We start from the raw sequence: 19,872 nt of genomic DNA, 5'->3' as shown, positions 1-19,872 counted from the left end.
TTAATGTGTTAAATGTTTTTTTAAAAATACTAATATTTTAACACTGCTTCTCCATTATTACATTCAATATTACTGGGTTTAGGAGGAATGTCACAAGTAGAAACAATTCCCCACTTTTCATTATAATCATTTTCAGCTTTTGTGTAAATTTTCACCTTTGTTAAAAAAGCTGAGACATCTATTTTTTTAGAGTAAGCAATATAGCCTTGTGGACCACCACAAGCTTTGCTTCCATACTCAGTAAAGGCCCAATCACCTGAGTTTTTACAAGTTTTACTCGTGGCTGTAGTATGAAGTGTGGTAAACATTTTTAGCAACTCCTGATGCTCTTTTTCTCTTTCAGTTAGCGTAGTTTTTATAACTAACTCTTTTTTTGTTAAAGAAATTATTTTCCAATTAAAATTTCCAGGAAAACCATTTAATTGCACTTTTATAAATGCTTTGTCATTATCATAAGTACCTTTATCATCATAAAATGTTAAAGGAGGAGTACCACAAAAACCTGAAGTTTTCTGTGTAAAAATATTAGAATCCATAAAAGCAACCCCGTAATCGTTTTCTGGTAAGGAGCTAACACGTTCAAAAGTTATTGTTTCTCCATTGTGTTTAGCATTAGCCCAAAAACCTTTTAATAAATTATTAGTATCAATTTGGATATCATTGTTGTTACTACACCCAATAAGTAATAAGCTAATAAAAGCGGTTAGTATGCAAATAAACGTTAGTAGTCTGTTCATTTTGTTTTTCATAATGTTTTGTTTTTTTAGCAAGGTAAGTTTTCAGAAAGCTTCTTTGTTTTTGTTAATACTCTTACTAAAGAAAATGTTTTTTCTATGTTGTTTTCTGAAACTATTAGTTCATATTCATAGCCATCTTCATACATGAATCCTTTAATTTCTTTATTAAAAAGAGTCCAATCATTAATACCTTTTTCTTTCATTAAGATTCCTTTTTTTATAGAATTTATATTATTGACCAACCTTTTAGAAGCAATAGTTATTAATTTTTCATTTTTTTGTCTTTTAGATATTGTCCTTTTAAAAAGCGAACTTATTTTGTTATATATCATGGTTCGTTAGTTTTATTTTTAACTATTTATAAATCGTATTTATTTTAAGATTTCATGACGGGTATGAATTATAGATATTGAAGCGTCTATAACTTTTTGTTTTTAGACAAAATTTTAATCAATTTTATTTTTGGAGGTCCGCCGTCTATATAATTTTGTTCCCAAGGAGTATCTTCTACAAGAAGTCTATATTCAAAACCTTTTTCATGTTTAAACCCTTTTATGCCATATAAAATAGCTTTCCATTGAATTTCGTTTTTCTTTCGAGCAGATAAGCATTTAGAGGGAATCATAAGATTACAATTAACAGTTTTTGACGCTATAATAAGCTCGTAAGACTCGTCTGAATTTATATTTTCAATCCCATCACTTGAAGAACTACAGGCAAAAAAAGAAAAAAGGAGCAATAATAAAATACTATAATTTTTAACTTTCATCGTGTACGTTTTTTTATAAGATGAAGAAAAACCTAAAAGGTTGCGTGGAATACTCTTATTTTTGTAAATATTATGCAAAACAAGGTTTTTAACATACAGTCAGAAGAAGAGTTTAACGAAGTAGCGCTATCCGTTTTTAAATATCAGTTTAAAAATAATAAGACATATCGTTCTTTTTGCGATTTATTATACATTCATCCATCAGATGTTACTACAATTGATAAAATTCCGTTTTTACCAATACAGTTTTTTAAAGATAAGCAAGTAGTTTCATCAAATGATGAAGTTCAAGAAGTTTTCACGAGTTCAGGAACTACCGGAGCTACTACAAGTAAGCACCATATAATAGATTTATCTTGGTATGAAACTAGCTATTTAAAAGGGTTTAAACATTTTTACGGCAATATTCAAGAGTATGTTGTTTTAGCGTTACTTCCAAATTATTTAGAACGAAAAGGATCTTCCTTAGTATATATGGTGGATGACTTAATTCAACGTTCTGAAAATTCTGAAAGTGGTTTTTACTTGAATAACTTATCTGAATTGGCTGAAAAACTTATAAAATTAGACAAACAAGGTCAAAAAGTGCTACTTATAGGAGTTTCTTTTGCGCTTTTAGATTTAATTGAAAAATATAAGTTTAGCCTTCAAAACACTATTGTTATGGAGACTGGAGGAATGAAAGGTAGAAGAAAAGAATTAATACGTGAAGAATTACATCAAATATTGGGTGAAGGGTTTGGTGTTAAAAGCATTCATTCAGAATATGGGATGACTGAATTATTAAGTCAAGGGTATTCAAAAGGCAATGGTATTTTTAATTGTCCGCCATGGATGCGATTGTTAACTAGAGATACCGAAGATGCATTAACTATGTTGCCAAAAGAAAAGTCAGGAGGAATTAATGTAATTGATTTAGCTAATTATAACTCTTGTTCATTTATAGCTACCCAAGATTTAGGAAAAGTATATACTGATAATAGCTTTGAAATTATTGGACGTTTTGATAATTCAGATATTCGAGGTTGTAATTTACTTGTTTTGTAATTTACTTGTTTTTCACTTTGTTTTTAAATACCTTTCGCTAAGAAAAAGACGTGTAAAAATTCAATATATGGATTCAAATTCAAATTTGGCGGTACTTATAGATGGCGATAATATTCCTTCAGCTTATGTAAAAGAAATGATGGAAGAAATTGCAAAATATGGCAATCCTACTATCAAAAGAATTTATGGAGATTGGACAAAGCCAAATTTATCAAAGTGGAAAAATTTGCTACTAGAAAATGCGATTACTCCTATTCAACAATATGGGTATACCACAGGTAAAAACGCAACAGATTCTGCAATGATAATTGATGCAATGGATATTCTTTATTCTGAAAAAGTAAATGGTTTTTGTTTAGTTTCTAGTGATAGTGACTTTACAAGGTTGGCTACTAGATTAAGAGAGGCTGGAATGCAAGTAATTGGTATTGGCGAAAAGAAAACTCCAAATCCTTTTATTGTAGCCTGTGATAGGTTTATTTATATTGAAATATTAAAAAGTAAAACCGTTATACAAAATATAGAAGCTGGAAAGGAAGTACCAACTAAGTATAATGTGGATAAAATTACCAGAAAAGAAATTGAATTGATACGTACAACCATAGCAGATGTCTCTGATGATGATGGTTGGGCATTTTTAGGTGATGTTGGAAGTTTATTACAGAAGAAACAACCTAATTTTGATTCAAGAAATTTTGGTTTTGATAAACTTACCCCTTTAATTAAGTCAATTGATAAATTTGAAATTGAACAAAGAGAAAGCCCAAAAGGAAGACACAAATTAATCTTTGTAAAAATTAAAGAAAAAGCAACAAGAAATAAACGTCGTTAAATACCGATTTAGTTTTTTAAAATTATACGATGTAAGCACTCTTGTTTTTTTTCGACTCTCTCTATATGAAAAATCTATATTCTCTATTACTAGTGATGTTTTCTATATCACTTTTCGCACAAACAACAGATTATAACACTAAAAAGGGTTTCATAGCTGAAGGTTATGATGTTGTTTCGTATTTTACAAATACAAAGCCTAAAAAAGGAAAAACAAAATACCAAACAACGTATGATGGAGTAAAATTTAAATTTTCGTCTGAAAAAAATAAAGACTTGTTTACAAAAAATCCTACTCAATACATTCCTCAGTATGGAGGGTACTGCGCATATGCTATAGCAGCAAAAAAAACAAAAATGTACATTGATGCAGAAGCTTATGAAGTTAGAGACAGTAAATTATACCTGTTTTATAGTTCTTGGCTATCTAATAAATTAGAAGATTGGCAAGAGGGAGATACTAAAAAGTTACAAGCTCAAGGAGATAAAAACTGGCAAGAGATAAAGCATATCAAAAAGTAGGGAATGAATAAATTAATTTATGTTTTATTTTTTGTAAGTTCTTTTATTAGTGCACAAAATAATTATAACTTAAAAAAAGGAGCAGTTGCAAATGGCTATGATGTTGTTGCTTATTTTAATAATAAGTCTTTGAAAGGAAGTAAAAAAATCACCACAAAATACGATAATGTTACTTTTAGATTTTCATCTGAAAAAAATTTAGAAGCTTTTAAAAAAGAACCTCGAAAATACATTCCTCAATATGGAGGCTATTGTGCTTATGCAATAGCCAAAAATGGAGAAAAAGTATCTATAGATCCAAAAACATTTGAAATTAGAAATGGTAAATTATACCTTTTTTATAATTCGTGGGGTACAAATACCCTAAAGTTATGGTTAAAAGAAAAACCAGAAGAGCTTCAAAAAAAAGCTGATAGAAACTGGCAAAAATTAATCAATAAATAATTATTGATTTTTAGTTTTGGTGCGAATAAAAAGAGCTTATTTTTTTTCAGCTCTTTTTATCGCTTAACAACTCATTTTATTCTTATTTTTGTTGGAAAACACCTTTCTACTATGAACAACTTTTCGTTTTTTAACCGTACTAATATTCAACAAGAACTTGAGAATACTGAGTTTGATATGTTAATTATTGGCGGTGGAATAACCGGAGCTGGAATTGCTTTAGATGCTGCGTCAAGAGGAATGAAAGTAGCTTTAGTAGAAAAAAATGATTTTGCTTCAGGAACAAGCAGTAAGTCAACAAAATTAATCCATGGTGGTTTACGTTACTTAAAACAATTTGATTTTTGGTTGGTTAAAGAAGTAGGAACTGAACGTGCAATAGTGCATAAACTAGCCCCTCATTTGGTAATTCCTGAGAAAATGATTTTACCACTTATTGAAGGAGGGACTTATGGATCATGGTTAACATCTATAGGATTAAAAATTTACGACGTATTAGCATCGGTAGAAGGCGATGATAAACGTAAAATGTTAGATAAAGAAGAAGCGCTTGAAAAAGAACCATTATTACCAGATAATATTTTAAATGGTGCTGGGTTTTATGCAGAATATAGAACTGATGATGCCCGTTTAACAATTGAAATATTAAAAACGGCAAGTCAATATGATGCACAAATCTTAAACTATGTGCAGGCAGATGAGTTTATTTATGAAAATAAACGTGTGGTTGGAGCTAAGGTAACCGACGTTTTAACTAATAAAAGCTTTGATATTAAAGCAAAGTATGTAGTAAATGCAGCAGGACCTTGGGTCGATGAATTACGTCAAATTAACAATTCAAAAATTGGAAAGCGCTTACATTTAACAAAAGGAGTTCATTTGGTAGTAGCGCATGAAAAATTACCTGTACAACAATCGGTGTATTTTGATATTCCTGATGGGCGAATGATGTTTGCTATTCCTAGAGGTAAAGTAACTTATTTTGGAACCACTGACACGAATTACCAACAAGATAAAGACAACGTAGAAACTAGCGTTGTTGATGCACTTTATTTAATAGAAGCAGTGAATAACATGTTTCCTGACATCACACTTACATTAGAAGATATTCAGTCGTCTTGGGCTGGCTTACGACCATTAATACATGAAGAAGGAAAATCGGCTTCAGAGTTATCACGTAAAGATGAAATATTTGTGTCAGATACGAAGTTAATATCTATTGCTGGAGGTAAGTTAACAGGATATCGTAAAATGGCTGAGCGTATTGTAGATATGGTAGCCAAAAAGATGACGCGTAGGTTTGAAAAAGAGTTTGAACCCATTCAAACAGAAGATCTTATTTTATCTGGAGGTCCATTTTTAAATTACAAGTCTGTAAAAATTTATATAAACCAGTTGTATAAACGTATAAAACCATTTGGTTTATCAGAAAAGGATGCTAGTTATTTAGTTCATAACTATGGAAAGCAAACCGATATTATTTTAGATAAATTTGATGAGTTAACTGAAGAAAACTCAGAAAAACAATTATTAAAAGCGGAGGTTTGGTTTACCATTCAGCATGAAATGACGTGTACACCCACCGACTTTTTTATGCGACGTACAGGACGTTTGTTTTTTGACAAGCCAAGTGTTGATAATTATAAGCAATTTGTACTAGACGAGTTTATAAAACACTTTAAGTGGAATTCTGAAGCCTCTTCAAATCATTTACAAGAATTAGAAGATAAAATGGCGATAGCAGTCGGATTTAAATAAACTCCCGTCATTGCGGATGAGGAACGAAGAAGCAATCTTTTTAAATAGAGTTAGCAATTATCTTTTGAATAAATAATAAACAGACTACTTCACTCCATTGTATTACGTTCGTAGTGACGTTTCCCTTCATTGCGGAGGAGGAAACGACTGAAGCAATCTTTCTAATAAGAGTTGACAATTATATTTTGAGTACAAGATGAACAGACTACTTCACTCCATTGCATTACGTTCGTAGTGACGTTTCCCTTCATTTCGAAGGAGGTAACGACTGAAGCAATCTTTTGAAATATTGTTTTTATTTAAGTTTTTAGTACAAGATGAACAGACTACTTCACTCCATTACATTGTATTCGTAGTGAAGATTGTTAATGTCATTGCGAAGAAGGTACAACTGAAATAATTTGATAAATATTAGTGATCATTTATTCTTTTTTTTAAATCCATTCTTTCGTGTAATATTCTCGTTATCTCAACATAATTTTCGTTTAAAGTTCTATAGAATATTATATGTCGATTTGATTTTATTCCTAAAAGTTGCTTTGAAATTCCTTTATAGATTTTTCCTAAATCTGGATTTTCAGCAATTTCCTGACAATTTGAGATTAACTCATTATAATATTTATCAGCTTGTTTTTCTGACCAAACCTCAAATGTATATTCCCAAATTTTTGATAAATCTGCAACAGCTTTGTTTGTCAGTTTATATTCAGCCATTTGAATGGTTTTTCGCTTTTAGAGATTCAAGATGTTTTTTAGGGTCAAAATCGTGCGCTATTCCGCTATCAATTCCTTCTTGAATTGATTTTTTTAAAGCAATTACTTTATTTTCTTCTTCCTCTAAAAGCCTTAATCCTGCTCGAATAACTTCGCTAACGTTTTTAAATCGTCCTTCATTAATACTATTTTGCACGAATTGGTCAAAATAATTTCCGAGTGATATTGAAGTATTTTTGTTCATTTTAATGCTATTTCTTCAAATATACCAAAAATTGGTATAACACCAAAAATTTTATCAAACTGTTTATAACAAGGAAGCATTAAGCTTGTATCGAGCGAAGTTGAGATAAAGCAATTTTTTTAAAATAAAATTCCAATATTTTTTGTCTTACCAAACTATTTAATAGATTTTTATGTTAAAAAACTTAAAAGAGTTTGAAATTAAAAAAGAAAAACAACTAACAATTCTTGGCGGAACTGGAGGTGGTGGAAATGGTGATGGATATCCAGAACCTGAACTTAAACCATGAGATTGGTGGGACATTTTATGTCATCATTCACCTTCTTAATTTTCTTAGCGGATTTCGGTTCGCTTTTTTTTATGATACACTTATTTTAATATTTCGTTACCAACTCTATTTTAAACACAGACTACTTCATTTCACTGCGTTTCATTCGTAGCGAGATTCCATGTATTAATAATTAAACTTTTGGTAAAGTTTCCTAACTTGTTTAAAAAACATTACTTTTAAACAAAAAGTGTTATTAAAATTATGCGATTAGTCATATGTGCTATGCTGTTTTCTGCCGTAGTATTTTCTCAAGAATATCTTTTCTCAAAACAAAAAGGAGAAATAAATGTAACTAAGTTTGATAACTTATGGTTAGGTCAAGGAATTTATTATCAAAATGATGATAGACATGAAAAAGCGATAGAAAGTTTTAAATATGGGTTAGCTACTAAAGATATTAAAATGAAAGCGCCCCATGTATACGCTAACCTAATAGAGGGTATAGCCATAAGTAATTATTTTTTAGGTAAAAAAGAAGGTGTCATAAAAAAATATAATGAAGCTGTATACATAAAAGAAAGATTAAAAAATAATGAGGGTTTATGTTTTACGCACACAAATATTAGTCTGTTCTATAATGATAAAAACAACAAAATTTTAGCAAATAAACATGCTATAAAAGCTTATGAATATGCACTTAAAAGTGAAAAAAAGGAACTTCAACTACAAAAGTTAGAATTAATTTTAAATCAAAACATATATTCTAAATCAAAAGATTATTTTAAAAAATATGTACATTTAAAAGACAGTTTAATTGATTTAACTAATAAATTACATGATAAAATAGCGAGATTTAATTATCAAACGGTTAAAAAAGAAGAAGAAAATACGCTATTAAAGTCTGAGAATAATAGAAGTCAAGAAGAAATATCATACCAAAAGCAACAAAAAACAATTGGTTGGTTATTAACACTCATAAGTTTGTTGGGATTAAGTGTAGGTTCTTTATTTTTTGTATTACGTAGAAGAAAATTAGTATATCAAACACAATTACAACAAGCTGAGACTAGATATTTAGAAAGAGACAGAATAGCTCAAGAACTTCATGATGGTGTTTTAAGTAAGCTTTTTGGAACCCGACTTAGTTTAGGTTTTTTAAAACTTCATGGCGATATTGACGAGTTAAATAAGCACCAATACCTTCTTAATGAGTTACAAAATGTAGAAAAAGAAATCAGGGAAGTTTCACATAAATTAAGCCATACTATAAATCAATCAGATAATTTTAAACTATTAATTAAAGAGCTTTTTGAAGAGAAAAGTAAATTAGGAGGTTTTGAATACAATGTAAATATTTCAACAGATATCGATTGGAAAAAGATTGACGAAAAAGTAAAAATTAATATTCATAGAATTCTTCAAGAGGTGATGCAAAATTGCATTAAACACGCCAAAGCAAATGCTATAAAGCTAAAAATAGCTCAAGAAAGCGAAAATATGGTCATAAAAATTGAAGATAATGGAATTGGTTTTGATTTAGAAAAAGAAAATAAAGGAATTGGACTGAAGAATATATATTCAAGAGTTAAGAAACTAAAAGGAGTTATTTCGGTAAACTCAAAATTAGAAGAAGGTACAATTATTGAAATTGAACTTCCAATAAAATAATAAACAACTCGTCATTGCGATGAGGTACGAAGAAGCAATCTCTCTAATAAGAGTTAACAATTATATTTTGAGTATGAGATGGACAGACTACTTCACACCATTACATTATGTTCGTAGTGACGTTTCTCATCATTGCGAAGGAGGAAACGACTGAAGCAATCTTTCTCATAAGAGTTATCAATTATCTTTTGAAGATATAACCAACAAACTACTTCATTCCATTGCATTATGTTCGTAGTGACGATTGTTAATGTCATTGCGATGAGGAACGAAGAAGCAATCTTTTTGTATTCTCAAGATAATTATATGCTCAGTATAAAAAATAATGACATTTTAGTCATTTATTAAAAAAGTTTCCTGTAAAAAAGCTAAAAAACTCTTAAAACCTTTTGTTTTCGTGGATAAAATACTATTTTTAAAAAACATAAATTAAAACATAAGGGACGATGAAAAACAATTACACTTTAGAAGAGCAAGCATTACAATTTGGAGGAGGAGCAACTACTTTAGATAACGGTGGCGGAGAAGATTCTGGTACTGATACAGGTGGAGGTAGTGGAAGTAGTGGAGATGGAGAAGGAGGAAGAAAGCCATATTTAATTTAAAAACTAGATATTATCATAAGCAAAAAACCAGAGTTTTTAAAACTCTGGTTTTTTGCTTATAATAATAAACTTGTTTGATTCTTATTTCAAATAGATTTAAGAGTAAAAAAAGTATTATTTTTAGCGTGTTTTTTTAGTGTAGTTGTATGAGACTTGTATATTTTTTTGTTTTTATTATTTGCGCAGGATTTGCACAAAAAAAAGACACGACTTCATTGAGAGGGAAAACTATTCAACTAGGCTTAGACGCTTATTTTAATAAAGACACTATTCTTTTACAAAAAAGCACACAAAAATTATTCGAAATTTATAACACAACAAAGGACTCTTTAGCACTAGCTAAACATTACCATTATAAAGCATTATACCATAGAATTAAATTTAGTACAGATAGTGCCTATTACTATTATCACGAGTCGAAAAATATCTCTAAAAATTTAAAAGATTCTGTACAGGTTGGGAGGCGTTTGTTAAGCATTGCAGTTTTACAAAGACAAGCAAAAGATTTTTTAGGAAGTGAAATCAGTTCTATTGAAGCCTTACAATATTTAGAACCTATTAAAGCTTATAGCTATTTAGAAAGTGTTTACAATAGTTTAGGATTGGCCTCTGAAGAGTTGAACCAACAAAAAGAAGCAGTTAATTATTATAATAAAGCATATGAAGTAAGTAAGTTAAATAATGAGATAGAGGTTAAAGAGAAAGGATATTTACGTGTTTTTAATAATTTAGGGTTATTATATCAGAGAGAGAAAAAACATAAAAAGGCAATCAAGTATTTTAAAAAAGGATTGGTTTTTGATAGTATTAAAATTAAATACCCTCAACAATATGTATTACTATTGGAAAATTTGGCATACAGTAATTTTTCTTTAGAAAAACATAAAGACGTATTGAGCCAGTATGAAGAGGTTTTAAAAATTAGAGACAGCTTAAAAGATTATAGAGAACTAAGTACAACTCACATAAATATTTGTTTGTATTATAAAGAGAAAAAAAATGTTAAACAAGCACGATTTCATGCAGAAAAAGCTCTTATATATGCTAAGCAAACTCATAACAATAAACGATGGTTAGATGCTTTAGAAGAACTTTCTCAATTAAGTACAGGAAAGAAAGCTATAAAGTATTTGGAGGAACATATAGAGTTAAATGATAGTTTAATACAAAAAGAGCGTACGCAGAAAAACCAATTTGCTAAAATTAGGTATGAAACTGCCAAGAAGGAAGAAGAAAATAGTTTTTTAAAAATAGAAAATGATAAAAAGCAAGATGAAATAGTACGCCACAAACAACAAATAGTTATTGGCTGGCTGGTGGCAGTTGCTGGTTTTTTAAGTTTGGGTTTAAGTATTTTGTTTTTTGTATTAAGGCGAAGAAAGTTACTATACCAAGCTCAATTGCAAAAAGCACAGGCACGTGAGCAAGAGCGTAAACAAATTGCAAAATCATTACATGATGAGGTAGCTGGAGATTTACGTTTATTACATAGAAAGTTAGAAAATTCACAGTTGTTTGAAGAGGCTCAAAAGCTAGATGCTGTTAAAGAAAATGTACGTCAGTTATCACATCAATTAAGTAGTGTGAGTTTTAAAAAAGTTGGTTTTAAAGATCAAATAATAAATTTAATTACTGATTATTTTGAACCTACTTTTAAAATAACCGTGAAAGGGCTGCATGAACATGATTGGTTGCAAGTTAATAGTGCCATAAAAAGATTGTTGTATTTAAGTATAAGAGAAAGCATACAGAATAGTAAAAAACATGCCAAGGCAACAAAATTTACGATCGCTTTTTCAATACATAAAAAAAATGTATTTTTGGATGTTTCTGACAACGGTATAGGTTTTGATACTGCTGTTAGTAAAAAAGGAATCGGTTTACATAATTTACAAGAAAGAGTTGAAGAGTTAAATGGAACACTGTCAATTAGTAGTACTGTAGGAGCTGGAACCAAAACACACATCCAAATACCTTTAAATGTCTGAAAAAATTAAAATACTTTTTGTTGATGACCACCAATTAATTATAGAAGGAATTCTTTCCTATTTAAAAGATATTGAGGGTCTTGAAATTACAAGTACTAATTCTTGTGATGAGGCATACAATCTAATAAAGTCTCATGTTAATACAGATCCATTTCAAATACTTTTTACTGATTTAAGTTTTGATAATGCGAGTGATAACTCTACGATTGATGGAGGTGAAAATTTAATTAAAGCACTTCAAAAAGAAAATATAGCTATAAAAATAGGTGTCATAACAGGGCATTCTGAAACTAACAGGGTTTATAATGTAGTACGCAACCTAAATCCGTTAGCCTATATTTTAAAAGGACAATGTAATACTACTGAATTGAATTTTGCCATACAAAAAATGATAGCAGATCAGGTGTATTACACACATGAAATTCATGAAAAATTATTAAAAAGAGCATTGATTGAAATCCAAATGGATGATGTTGCTGTTCAAATTTTAAAAGAACTACCAAAGCACTCAAAAATATCTAATATGGAAGGCGTTATCACAAAAGGTGATGGTAACCTTGTTAAAATTAGAGCTATAGAAAGTAAGTTAGCGAAGCTACGTACTGATTTAGATGCAAATAATAATACAGATTTAGTATTAAAAGCGAAAGAGTTAGGAATACTAGACTAACACTTTGCGGAAAATTACACTATTTACTGCGGAAATCCCCTTTCGTAACCTTTAAGTAAAAGATATCTTTGTTTTAGAATTAACACTGTAAGGGAGAAATTCTAGAAAAGAAGAGAAAAGAACAAAAACCTTTTAGCATACAAGTTAAAAGGTTTTTTGTGTAAAAAAGATGCTGAACAATTAATAATTATCTCTAAAACTACTTTAAGAAATCCGTTCATATAGTATAAAAGCACTATTTTTTTTGTTGCTGTAAAAGCTTGATTTAAAATTAAATAAATAATAATTTGCGGAAAACTACATTTTTTTCTGCGGAAATCCCCTTTTTTAAAATGTAAATGAAAACTACATTTGTTGCATCGCTCATTTAATGAGTGGATATTTTAAGGGGAAAATAAAACCTTCTAGTTTCTAATATTACTAGAAGGTTTTTTTATGTTTAAAAAACAGCGTGCGGAAAACTACATTTTTTGATGCGGATATCCCCTTTTAGAAGTTAGTATTGCAACATACATTTGCCACGTCACTCATTTATTATGAGCTGATGATTTAAGGGGAAAAAGAAACCTTCTGACATAGTTGTCTAGAAGGTTTTGTTTTTTGTAACATAAATTATTTTTATATATTTTTTTTATTTCATTTTCGGAAAGTTACATTTTAAAGTGCGGAAATCCCCTTTTATGAAGTTATATTTCGAAATACATTTGCAGTGTTGTTTAATTAAACGCAAAATTAAAAAGGGAAATTTAAAGTAGTGTAAAATGGGGAAAATTTTAGTAAAAAAAGCAAATATTGTGATGGTTAATTTTTTAACAGGATTAGCAGAATTAGGAAAAGGAGCAAGCTACGCACTTAAGCACTAATACATTTCAATACTAAATATATAACCTCTTAGAGTTTCTCTAAGAGGTTTTTTTATGTTTGAAAAAGATTACGGAAAATTACATTTTAAAGTGCGGGAATCCCCTTTTAGAAGTTAGTATTTCGAAATACATTTGACATGTCACTCATTATTATGAGTTGATAATTTAGGGGAAAAAAGAAACCTTCTGACATAGTTGTCTAGAAGGTTTTGTTTTTAGTAGTAACGAATGAAAAGTTAAACAAATCAAGTTTTTGTATAGTGTAAGATATTGATTTAAAATTGATTAAATGGTCTTTTTTGCGGAAAATCACAAATTTACTTGCGGACATCCCCTTTTTAGATCCTGAATCCTATCCTATATTTGCCATGTCACTCATTATTATGAGCAGATGATTTAAGGGGAAAACAAACCTTCTAGATAGATTCTAGGAGGTTTTGTCTTTTTATGATAGTTTTCATTTAAAATTTTGTTTTAAAGTATTTTCCACCTAGCAATGGTATGTTGTAGTTTTAAAGTGTTTCAAGAGTGTGTTAGTTTAGATTAAATAGAAAATATAAAGGTTGCGGAAAATTACACATTTACCTGCGGGAAACCCCTTTTTATTGCTGATAATCAGGTGTATATTTGTAATGTGTTTATTTAAGCACAAAAACTTAAGGGAAATTTAAATTTTATTAAAATGGGGAAAACTTTAGTAAAAAAAGCAAATGATGCCTTTGTGGGGTTTATGTCAGCTTTAGCTGAGTTAGGTAAAGGTGCGAGTTACGCACTTAAACATTAGAAACCACTTAATGGTTACTCTACAACCTTCTAGATGAATTCTAGAAGGTTTTTTTATTTTTAAAAAGTATATATTGTAAATTGCTGTTTTTAATTAAATACTTAGAATGGCAAAAAAGTATATTATAGCTTTAGATCAAGGAACTACGAGTTCTCGTGCAGTAGTTATTAATGAAGAAGGAGAAATAAAAGGAATGAATCAGCAAGAGTTTACTCAAATTTTTCCAGAGTCAGGTTGGGTTGAACATAATGCAGAAGAAATTTTAGAATCTCAGTTAATAACGCTAAAAAAAGTATTAAAACAAACAAATATAAAAGCTTCTGAAATAGCTGGAATTGGAATAACAAACCAACGAGAAACTACTGTTGTTTGGAATAAAAACACTGGAAAACCAATATATAATGCTATTGTTTGGCAGGATAAGCGTACAGCAAAAATTTGTGAAAAGTTAAAAGAAAAAGGATTGGCAAGTCATGTTCGAACCACAACGGGATTGATCATAGATAGTTATTTTTCGGCAACAAAACTCCATTGGATATTAAACCACGTTGAAGGAGCAAAGGTTGAAGCAGAAAAAGGAAATCTTTTGTTTGGAACAATTGATACTTGGTTACTTTGGAATTTAACAAATGGAGAGGTGCATGCTACCGATTATAGTAATGCTTCTCGCACAATGCTTTATGATATAAAAAACCTTTGTTGGGACGCTAGAATTTTAGAAGAATTAGAAATTCCAACATCAATGCTTCCAGAAGTAAAACCTTCATCGTATCATTTTGGAAATTATAATTTAAATAATATTCAAATCCCTATAGCTGGAATTGCTGGTGATCAACAAGCAGCACTTTTTGGGCAAGCATGTTTTAATAAAGGAGAGGCTAAAAATACTTATGGTACCGGATGTTTTATGTTACTAAACACGGGAGAGAATCTGGAGTTTTCTAAAAATGGCTTGTTAACTACAATTGCTTGGGGAATTGATAATAAAGTGTTTTATGCATTAGAAGGAAGTGTGTTTGTGGCTGGTTCAGCAGTACAATGGTTACGAGACGGTTTGCATATAATTAAAAGTGCTAAAGAAAGTGAAGAGTTTGCAAAACAAGTTACAGGTGAAAACCCTGTGTATGTTGTGCCTGCATTTGCTGGTTTAGGCGCTCCTTATTGGGATATGTATGCAAGAGGGGCGGTATTTGGGTTAACACGCGATACAGGAAAAAACCATTTAATAAAAGCAACGTTAGAATCATTAGCTTACCAAACTAAAGATGTATTAAACGTTATGCAAAAAGATAGTGAGGTTAGTGTAACATCATTGAAAGTTGATGGAGGCGCTTGTGCAAATGATTTAATAATGCAATTTCAATCTGATATTTTAAATGTACCTGTTGAAAGACCAGAGATAATAGAAACAACTGTAATGGGAGCAGCTTACTTAGCAGGTATTTATGTAGGGTTATGGAAACAAGAAGATATTATTAATAGAAAGAAAATTAATAAAGAGTTTACACCTACGTTTGAAGAAGAAAAAAGAGATAGGTTGTATAAAAAATGGCAAAAGGCGGTAGAAAGAACTAAAAACTGGATAGATTAGGTGTTTAGTATTTTATTCAAATATTGACCTGATCCAGCAGAATAAATCAAGTTACTATTGGTTCAAAAAAAAACCTATTGGACAAAAATTTAAAATCAATTTTTTAAAAAGATTAAAAGTTTAAAGGATGGCTAAGTTTTATAAAAAAATTACAAACAGACTTCAAAAGTTTATTGAAAATCAAAAAATGTTTTTTGTTGCTACTGCACCCAAAGAAGGAAGAGTTAATTTATCTCCTAAAGGAATGGATACCTTTAGAATTTTGGATGAAAATAAAGTTGCTTGGTTGAGTGTCACTGGAAGTGGTAATGAAACCTCTGCACATTTATTAGAAAATAACAGAATAACAATTATGTTTTGCGCTTTTGAAGGCGCTCCTAATATTCTTAGGTTGTATGGAGAAGCAATAGAGATACAAGAAAAAGATAATGATTGGGATACGTATGTGAATTTGTTTCCAAAGCTACCAGGAACACGTCAAATATTTGTGGTAGAAATTAAATCTGCACAAACTTCCTGTGGTTCTTCTATTCCTTTTTATGAATATTTAGGAGAGCGAACTCGATTAAATGAATGGGCTGAAGAAAAAGGTAAAGAAGGAATTGAACAATACTGGGAAGAACGAAATAGAATTAGTATTGATGGTTTAAAAACTAAGTTTAATTAATAATAAATTAATTCATTTGTAACAAGCCCTTATCCTATTCGTTTTCAAATAGTAAAAGATCATAATTAATTATTAGAAGATTTATTTATGAATTTGAAATCTGAATTAACGTTAAAACAACATACTTTTTTAGGAACAACAAGCACAAATTTTCTATTAGATTTTTGTTCTATTTCTTTGGTTAATTATATTCAGCCGGTTTCTGAAGAGTGGCATTCACATGAAGACATTCACTTATCTTTAATTTTACAAGGAGGAAACCTTGAATCTAGAAAAAAAGAAGATAAACAAGTTACTCCAGGTAAAATTATGGCTTACCATCAAGGTGAAATTCATAGAAATAGATTTACAGCCTTTCCTTCAAAAAATCTTAACTTAGAATTCAAAAAAACTTTTTTTACCGAAAATAATTTAAACTTTAATCAATTATTTTGCTCAAATACTCAACAATTAAATGTTTATTTGAATTTAATTAAAATCTATAATGAATTGTATATTGATGATTTATACTCAAAAGAATCTATAGGAAGTTCATTAATATCTCTCTTTACTCCAGCTTCTGTTTCATTACATAAACCAACTTGGGTAGTTCATTTGCGAGAAATTATAGAAGATCGATGGGATGAGTTTATTTCTTTAGATGAATTATCTAAAACTCTATGTATTCATCCTGTTACCATCTCAAAATATTTTAAAAAGTATTATCAAGGATCATTAGGTGATTATATGAGGAAAGTTAAGGTTCAAAGAGCCTTAAATTATTTGTTACACACCAAAATGTCTATTACAGAAATTGCTTTTGCATGCGGATTTTCTGATCATAGTCATATGACTAGGATATTTAAATTGTATCTAAGATGTATTCCTAAAGAAGTTAGAAAATTTTAAGACTCGATTTATTGGCTAATTTCATTCTATTTTAAAATAACTTCACTTTTTAACTTGCAGTTTGTTGAATATTCATAAAGGAAACAAACATGCGTAAAATTATTTTCAATTCTCTTAACAAAACACGTCCAATATGGCGGTTACTACTATTTATTTTAATTACTTTTTTAATCAATATCCCTTTACAAATACTTTTACAAAAGATTATGTTACAACAAGGTCTTTTAAGGGGGTATATTTCTGCATCAATTTATTTTTTATCTGTAATATTCAGTTTGTATATACAGATTAAGTATTTAGATAAATCTTCATTTAAAAAATATGGTTTAAAGATAAATAAAACATGGTTTAAAGAATTTCTAATTGGTTTTTTAATTGCTGGTGTACAGATATCTTTTTTCTTTTTTTTATTATACTTAACAGGTAATCTTTTAGTAATGGATTTTTTTACAACTAGCTCATTTGATTTCTCTTTTACAGAAGGTTTAATTTCAGAGTTTTTTGGTTTAATTGTTGGAAGTAGTGTTGAAGAAATTTTCTTTAGAGCTTTTCTGTTTTATACTATGTATGAAGCCTTACGTATCTTAAAAAAAGACCCTACTAAAAGAGCTTTATTTATTGTTTTTCTCATGGCTCCATTATTTGGCATTGCTCATATAAATAATGAGGGAGCAACAATTATATCAACTATTAATCTTGGATTAGATGCAGTAATGATGTGCTTGCCTTTTTTAATTACAGGTAGATTAGGAATGTCAATTGGTATGCACCTTTCGTGGAATTTTTTTCAAGGAGCTGTTTTTGGTTTTGCAATTAGTGGTAATGTGGCTAAAGTTAGTGTTTTGAAAGTTAGTGTTGTAGATAATTTAATCACAGGAGGTTCTTTTGGTGTTGAAGGAAGTGTATTATTTATTCTATTAGATGTTATTGCTATAATATTGATATTAAAGTGGAAAAACCATATGAAATTTAATAAACTAGTGAATCCTTATATTATAGAAAATAATCAATCGCTAGTTTAAATTTTTGTACAAATAATTTTTCATTGAGTGAGATAAAACTAATGAAGTATTGATATTGGTTTTAATGAGTTTATTGAAAGTATAAAAGTACAGAAGTAATAAATCTAGTTATGAATTCTAGTCCAGATATGAGGCACAAGAACGTTTTATGTTTAAAATAAGTAAAACCTTTGAAAAGATTAGAGATACTGAAACGTATAAGTAGATTACAAAACAAATAATTCGTCTGATTAAAAAGAGTTGTAACTGATTTATAAATTTAAAAATAAAATAAGTTAGAAAAGTGAATAAACTGATAAAAGTCATATTCTAACTTTTTCATTGTATTTACTTTTGTTTAAAAGTTCACGATAGGATACAATTAGTTAATATTCCTTTAGTATCATTGATAAATGAAACTAGTAAGTTGATTGTTTTTAGTATTGTTAGCTTAAGCTTAATAGCTACCCAATTAATTTTTATGAATAGTGGTAAAAAGAAGGGGTATCTGTTATTTAGTGATTTTTAATAGTTGATTGTAAGAAGTGTTCTAAAGTTCTGAGTTTTTTAGAACACTTCTTTTTAATTTTATTTAAAAGCATTTAAGCCAGTAATATCTAAACCGGTAATTAATAAATGCACATCATGTGTACCTTCATAAGTAATAACACTTTCTAAATTCATTGAGTGGCGCATTATAGAATAGTCTCCTGAAATCCCCATAGCTCCTAAAACTTGTCTCGCTTCACGAGCAATGTTTATAGCCATATCTACATTATTACGTTTAGCCATTGAAATTTGTGCAGATGTAGCACGTCCCTCATTTTTTAAAACTCCTAAACGCCATGTTAACAATTGAGCTTTTGTAATTTCAGTAATCATTTCAGCTAATTTTTTTTGTTGTAACTGAAACTGGCCAATTGGTTTACCAAACTGTGTACGCTCTTTAGCATAACGTAAAGCTGTATCATAACAATCCATAGCAGCACCAATAGCTCCCCAAGCAATACCGTATCTAGCAGAGTCTAAACATTGTAAAGGAGCCCCAAGTCCTGATTTTTTTGGTAACAGATTTTCTTTAGGAACTTTTACGTTATCAAAAATTAACTCTCCAGTAATAGAAGCTCTTAATGACCATTTGTTATGAGTTTCAGGAGTAGTAAAACCTTCCATGCCACGTTCTACAACAAGTCCGTGAATTCTACCCTCTTCATTTTTAGCCCAAACTACAGCTACATCAGCAATAGGAGCATTAGAAATCCACATTTTAGCACCATTTAATAAATAATGGTCGCCCATATCTTTAAATTTCGTTTCCATACCACCAGGATTTGATCCGTGATTTGGTTCGGTTAAACCAAAACATCCTATCCATTCACCGCTTGCTAATTTGGGTAAATATTTTCTTTTTTGTTCTTCGTTTCCGTAATTAAAAATAGGCCACATAACTAAAGAAGATTGTACAGAAGCAGTTGAACGAATACCACTATCACCTCGTTCTAATTCTTGCATTATTAAACCATAAGAAATTTGATCTAACCCAGCACCTCCGTATTCAGCAGGAATGTAGGGTCCAAAAGCTCCTACTTCAGCTAAACCACCAACTAATTGTTCAGGGAATTTAGCATTTTGAGCAGCATCTTCAATAATAGGTGATACGTTTTTCTTTACCCATTCTCGAGCAGTATCACGAATTAACTTATGCTCATCGGTTAATAAATCATCAACTTGATAGTAATCAGGAGCTTGAAATAAGTCTGGTTTCATATGTGTTTGTTTTTTAAATTCTTTAACTTACTAACTATAAATA

At 29.7% G+C, this 19,872-nt stretch carries 20 protein-coding genes; 14 read left to right on the top strand and 6 right to left on the bottom strand.

The window, feature by feature from the left end; translation table 11 throughout:
• Positions 1-29: 29 nt before the first annotated feature.
• From ACMFBB_RS11295 to ACMFBB_RS11285, 3 genes are all read right to left on the bottom strand, one after another.
• A complete protein-coding gene (locus ACMFBB_RS11295; protein WP_435260884.1) occupies positions 30-749 on the bottom strand; it encodes a hypothetical protein in 720 nt (239 codons plus the stop codon).
• Between the two features lie 14 nt (positions 750-763).
• Positions 764-1,069: a DUF4377 domain-containing protein gene (locus tag ACMFBB_RS11290; protein WP_435260883.1), complete on the bottom strand. Its 306-nt coding sequence runs from the start codon at positions 1,067-1,069 to the stop codon at positions 764-766.
• Positions 1,070-1,155: 86 nt separating this feature from the next.
• Complete coding sequence (locus tag ACMFBB_RS11285) at positions 1,156-1,506, bottom strand: DUF4377 domain-containing protein (protein WP_435260882.1); 351 nt, start codon at positions 1,504-1,506, stop codon at positions 1,156-1,158.
• Positions 1,507-1,578: 72 nt separating this feature from the next.
• Here ACMFBB_RS11285 and ACMFBB_RS11280 point away from each other — a divergent pair, with 72 nt between their 5' ends.
• The 5 genes from ACMFBB_RS11280 to ACMFBB_RS11260 all read left to right on the top strand — a co-directional run bounded on the left by ACMFBB_RS11280 (position 1,579) and on the right by ACMFBB_RS11260 (position 6,108).
• Positions 1,579-2,553 carry an acyl transferase gene (locus ACMFBB_RS11280; protein ID WP_435260881.1) on the top strand — a complete coding sequence of 325 codons (975 nt, stop codon included), beginning with the start codon at positions 1,579-1,581 and terminating at the stop codon, positions 2,551-2,553.
• 67 nt (positions 2,554-2,620) lie between these two features.
• Complete coding sequence (locus ACMFBB_RS11275; RefSeq protein ID WP_435260880.1) at positions 2,621-3,385, top strand: NYN domain-containing protein; 765 nt, start codon at positions 2,621-2,623, stop codon at positions 3,383-3,385.
• A 65-nt stretch (positions 3,386-3,450) separates the two neighbouring features.
• On the top strand, positions 3,451-3,906 hold the full coding sequence (locus ACMFBB_RS11270; protein ID WP_435260879.1) for a YHS domain-containing (seleno)protein: 456 nt from the start codon (positions 3,451-3,453) through the stop codon (positions 3,904-3,906).
• A gap of 3 nt (positions 3,907-3,909) precedes the next feature.
• Complete coding sequence (locus ACMFBB_RS11265; protein ID WP_435260878.1) at positions 3,910-4,350, top strand: YHS domain-containing (seleno)protein; 441 nt, start codon at positions 3,910-3,912, stop codon at positions 4,348-4,350.
• A gap of 111 nt (positions 4,351-4,461) precedes the next feature.
• Positions 4,462-6,108, top strand: coding sequence for a glycerol-3-phosphate dehydrogenase/oxidase (locus ACMFBB_RS11260; protein WP_435260877.1), 1,647 nt, complete (start codon positions 4,462-4,464; stop codon positions 6,106-6,108).
• Positions 6,109-6,519: 411 nt separating this feature from the next.
• On the opposite strand, the gene ACMFBB_RS11255 is transcribed toward ACMFBB_RS11260, so the two are convergent.
• Positions 6,520-6,822 (bottom strand): type II toxin-antitoxin system RelE/ParE family toxin, encoded by a 303-nt coding sequence (locus ACMFBB_RS11255; RefSeq protein WP_435260876.1) that lies wholly within the window; start codon positions 6,820-6,822, stop codon positions 6,520-6,522.
• Positions 6,815-7,066 carry a type II toxin-antitoxin system ParD family antitoxin gene (locus tag ACMFBB_RS11250; RefSeq protein ID WP_435260875.1) on the bottom strand — a complete coding sequence of 84 codons (252 nt, stop codon included), beginning with the start codon at positions 7,064-7,066 and terminating at the stop codon, positions 6,815-6,817. Before ACMFBB_RS11250 ends, ACMFBB_RS11255 begins: the two co-directional genes overlap by 8 nt.
• A 532-nt stretch (positions 7,067-7,598) precedes the next feature.
• On the opposite strand from ACMFBB_RS11250, the gene ACMFBB_RS11245 reads away from it, so the two are divergent.
• From ACMFBB_RS11245 to ACMFBB_RS11205, 9 genes are all read left to right on the top strand, one after another.
• Positions 7,599-9,005, top strand: coding sequence for a sensor histidine kinase (locus tag ACMFBB_RS11245; RefSeq protein WP_435260874.1), 1,407 nt, complete (start codon positions 7,599-7,601; stop codon positions 9,003-9,005).
• A gap of 19 nt (positions 9,006-9,024) precedes the next feature.
• Positions 9,025-9,159, top strand: a complete 135-nt coding sequence (locus ACMFBB_RS11240) for a hypothetical protein (protein ID WP_435260873.1) — start codon at positions 9,025-9,027, stop codon at positions 9,157-9,159.
• Positions 9,160-9,451: 292 nt separating this feature from the next.
• On the top strand, positions 9,452-9,610 hold the full coding sequence (locus ACMFBB_RS11235; RefSeq protein WP_435260872.1) for a hypothetical protein: 159 nt from the start codon (positions 9,452-9,454) through the stop codon (positions 9,608-9,610).
• Positions 9,611-9,756: 146 nt separating this feature from the next.
• Positions 9,757-11,598, top strand: a complete 1,842-nt coding sequence (locus ACMFBB_RS11230) for a tetratricopeptide repeat-containing sensor histidine kinase (protein WP_435260871.1) — start codon at positions 9,757-9,759, stop codon at positions 11,596-11,598.
• Complete coding sequence (locus tag ACMFBB_RS11225) at positions 11,591-12,268, top strand: response regulator (protein ID WP_435260870.1); 678 nt, start codon at positions 11,591-11,593, stop codon at positions 12,266-12,268. Before ACMFBB_RS11230 ends, ACMFBB_RS11225 begins: the two co-directional genes overlap by 8 nt.
• Before the next feature lie 1,753 nt (positions 12,269-14,021).
• Positions 14,022-15,506 carry a glycerol kinase GlpK gene (gene glpK, locus ACMFBB_RS11220; protein WP_435260869.1) on the top strand — a complete coding sequence of 495 codons (1,485 nt, stop codon included), beginning with the start codon at positions 14,022-14,024 and terminating at the stop codon, positions 15,504-15,506.
• A 127-nt stretch (positions 15,507-15,633) separates the two neighbouring features.
• Positions 15,634-16,173: a pyridoxamine 5'-phosphate oxidase family protein gene (locus ACMFBB_RS11215; protein WP_435260868.1), complete on the top strand. Its 540-nt coding sequence runs from the start codon at positions 15,634-15,636 to the stop codon at positions 16,171-16,173.
• An 87-nt stretch (positions 16,174-16,260) separates the two neighbouring features.
• Positions 16,261-17,061 (top strand): helix-turn-helix transcriptional regulator, encoded by an 801-nt coding sequence (locus ACMFBB_RS11210; RefSeq protein ID WP_435260867.1) that lies wholly within the window; start codon positions 16,261-16,263, stop codon positions 17,059-17,061.
• Between the two features lie 89 nt (positions 17,062-17,150).
• A complete protein-coding gene (locus ACMFBB_RS11205) occupies positions 17,151-18,083 on the top strand; it encodes a CPBP family glutamic-type intramembrane protease (RefSeq protein WP_435260866.1) in 933 nt (310 codons plus the stop codon).
• 567 nt (positions 18,084-18,650) lie between these two features.
• Here the strand turns inward: ACMFBB_RS11205 and ACMFBB_RS11200 are convergent.
• Entirely contained in the window at positions 18,651-19,829 is a 1,179-nt protein-coding gene (locus ACMFBB_RS11200; RefSeq protein ID WP_435260865.1) for an acyl-CoA dehydrogenase family protein, read from the bottom strand.
• Between the last annotated feature and the right edge of the window lie 43 nt (positions 19,830-19,872).

This window comes from Tenacibaculum sp. nBUS_03, assembly GCF_051201695.1.
Classification (GTDB): Bacteria; Bacteroidota; Bacteroidia; order Flavobacteriales; family Flavobacteriaceae; genus Polaribacter.
The sequence above is the reverse complement of the archived record's forward strand: the minus strand, read 5'-3'. Positions and strand labels throughout refer to the sequence as shown.

Coding starts and splice junctions, on each gene's coding strand:
- ACMFBB_RS11200 (WP_435260865.1), bottom strand. CDS start 19,829: ATGAAACCAGACTTATTTCAAGCTCCTGATTACTATCAAGTTGATGAT.
- ACMFBB_RS11250 (WP_435260875.1), bottom strand. CDS start 7,066: ATGAACAAAAATACTTCAATATCACTCGGAAATTATTTTGACCAATTC.
- ACMFBB_RS11290 (WP_435260883.1), bottom strand. CDS start 1,069: ATGATATATAACAAAATAAGTTCGCTTTTTAAAAGGACAATATCTAAA.
- ACMFBB_RS11210 (WP_435260867.1), top strand. CDS start 16,261: ATGAATTTGAAATCTGAATTAACGTTAAAACAACATACTTTTTTAGGA.
- ACMFBB_RS11215 (WP_435260868.1), top strand. CDS start 15,634: ATGGCTAAGTTTTATAAAAAAATTACAAACAGACTTCAAAAGTTTATT.
- ACMFBB_RS11225 (WP_435260870.1), top strand. CDS start 11,591: ATGTCTGAAAAAATTAAAATACTTTTTGTTGATGACCACCAATTAATT.
- ACMFBB_RS11255 (WP_435260876.1), bottom strand. CDS start 6,822: ATGGCTGAATATAAACTGACAAACAAAGCTGTTGCAGATTTATCAAAA.
- ACMFBB_RS11235 (WP_435260872.1), top strand. CDS start 9,452: ATGAAAAACAATTACACTTTAGAAGAGCAAGCATTACAATTTGGAGGA.
- ACMFBB_RS11260 (WP_435260877.1), top strand. CDS start 4,462: ATGAACAACTTTTCGTTTTTTAACCGTACTAATATTCAACAAGAACTT.
- ACMFBB_RS11295 (WP_435260884.1), bottom strand. CDS start 749: ATGAAAAACAAAATGAACAGACTACTAACGTTTATTTGCATACTAACC.
- glpK (WP_435260869.1), top strand. CDS start 14,022: ATGGCAAAAAAGTATATTATAGCTTTAGATCAAGGAACTACGAGTTCT.
- ACMFBB_RS11205 (WP_435260866.1), top strand. CDS start 17,151: ATGCGTAAAATTATTTTCAATTCTCTTAACAAAACACGTCCAATATGG.
- ACMFBB_RS11285 (WP_435260882.1), bottom strand. CDS start 1,506: ATGAAAGTTAAAAATTATAGTATTTTATTATTGCTCCTTTTTTCTTTT.
- ACMFBB_RS11270 (WP_435260879.1), top strand. CDS start 3,451: ATGAAAAATCTATATTCTCTATTACTAGTGATGTTTTCTATATCACTT.
- ACMFBB_RS11245 (WP_435260874.1), top strand. CDS start 7,599: ATGCGATTAGTCATATGTGCTATGCTGTTTTCTGCCGTAGTATTTTCT.
- ACMFBB_RS11230 (WP_435260871.1), top strand. CDS start 9,757: ATGAGACTTGTATATTTTTTTGTTTTTATTATTTGCGCAGGATTTGCA.
- ACMFBB_RS11265 (WP_435260878.1), top strand. CDS start 3,910: ATGAATAAATTAATTTATGTTTTATTTTTTGTAAGTTCTTTTATTAGT.
- ACMFBB_RS11275 (WP_435260880.1), top strand. CDS start 2,621: ATGGATTCAAATTCAAATTTGGCGGTACTTATAGATGGCGATAATATT.
- ACMFBB_RS11280 (WP_435260881.1), top strand. CDS start 1,579: ATGCAAAACAAGGTTTTTAACATACAGTCAGAAGAAGAGTTTAACGAA.
- ACMFBB_RS11240 (WP_435260873.1), top strand. CDS start 9,025: ATGAGGTACGAAGAAGCAATCTCTCTAATAAGAGTTAACAATTATATT.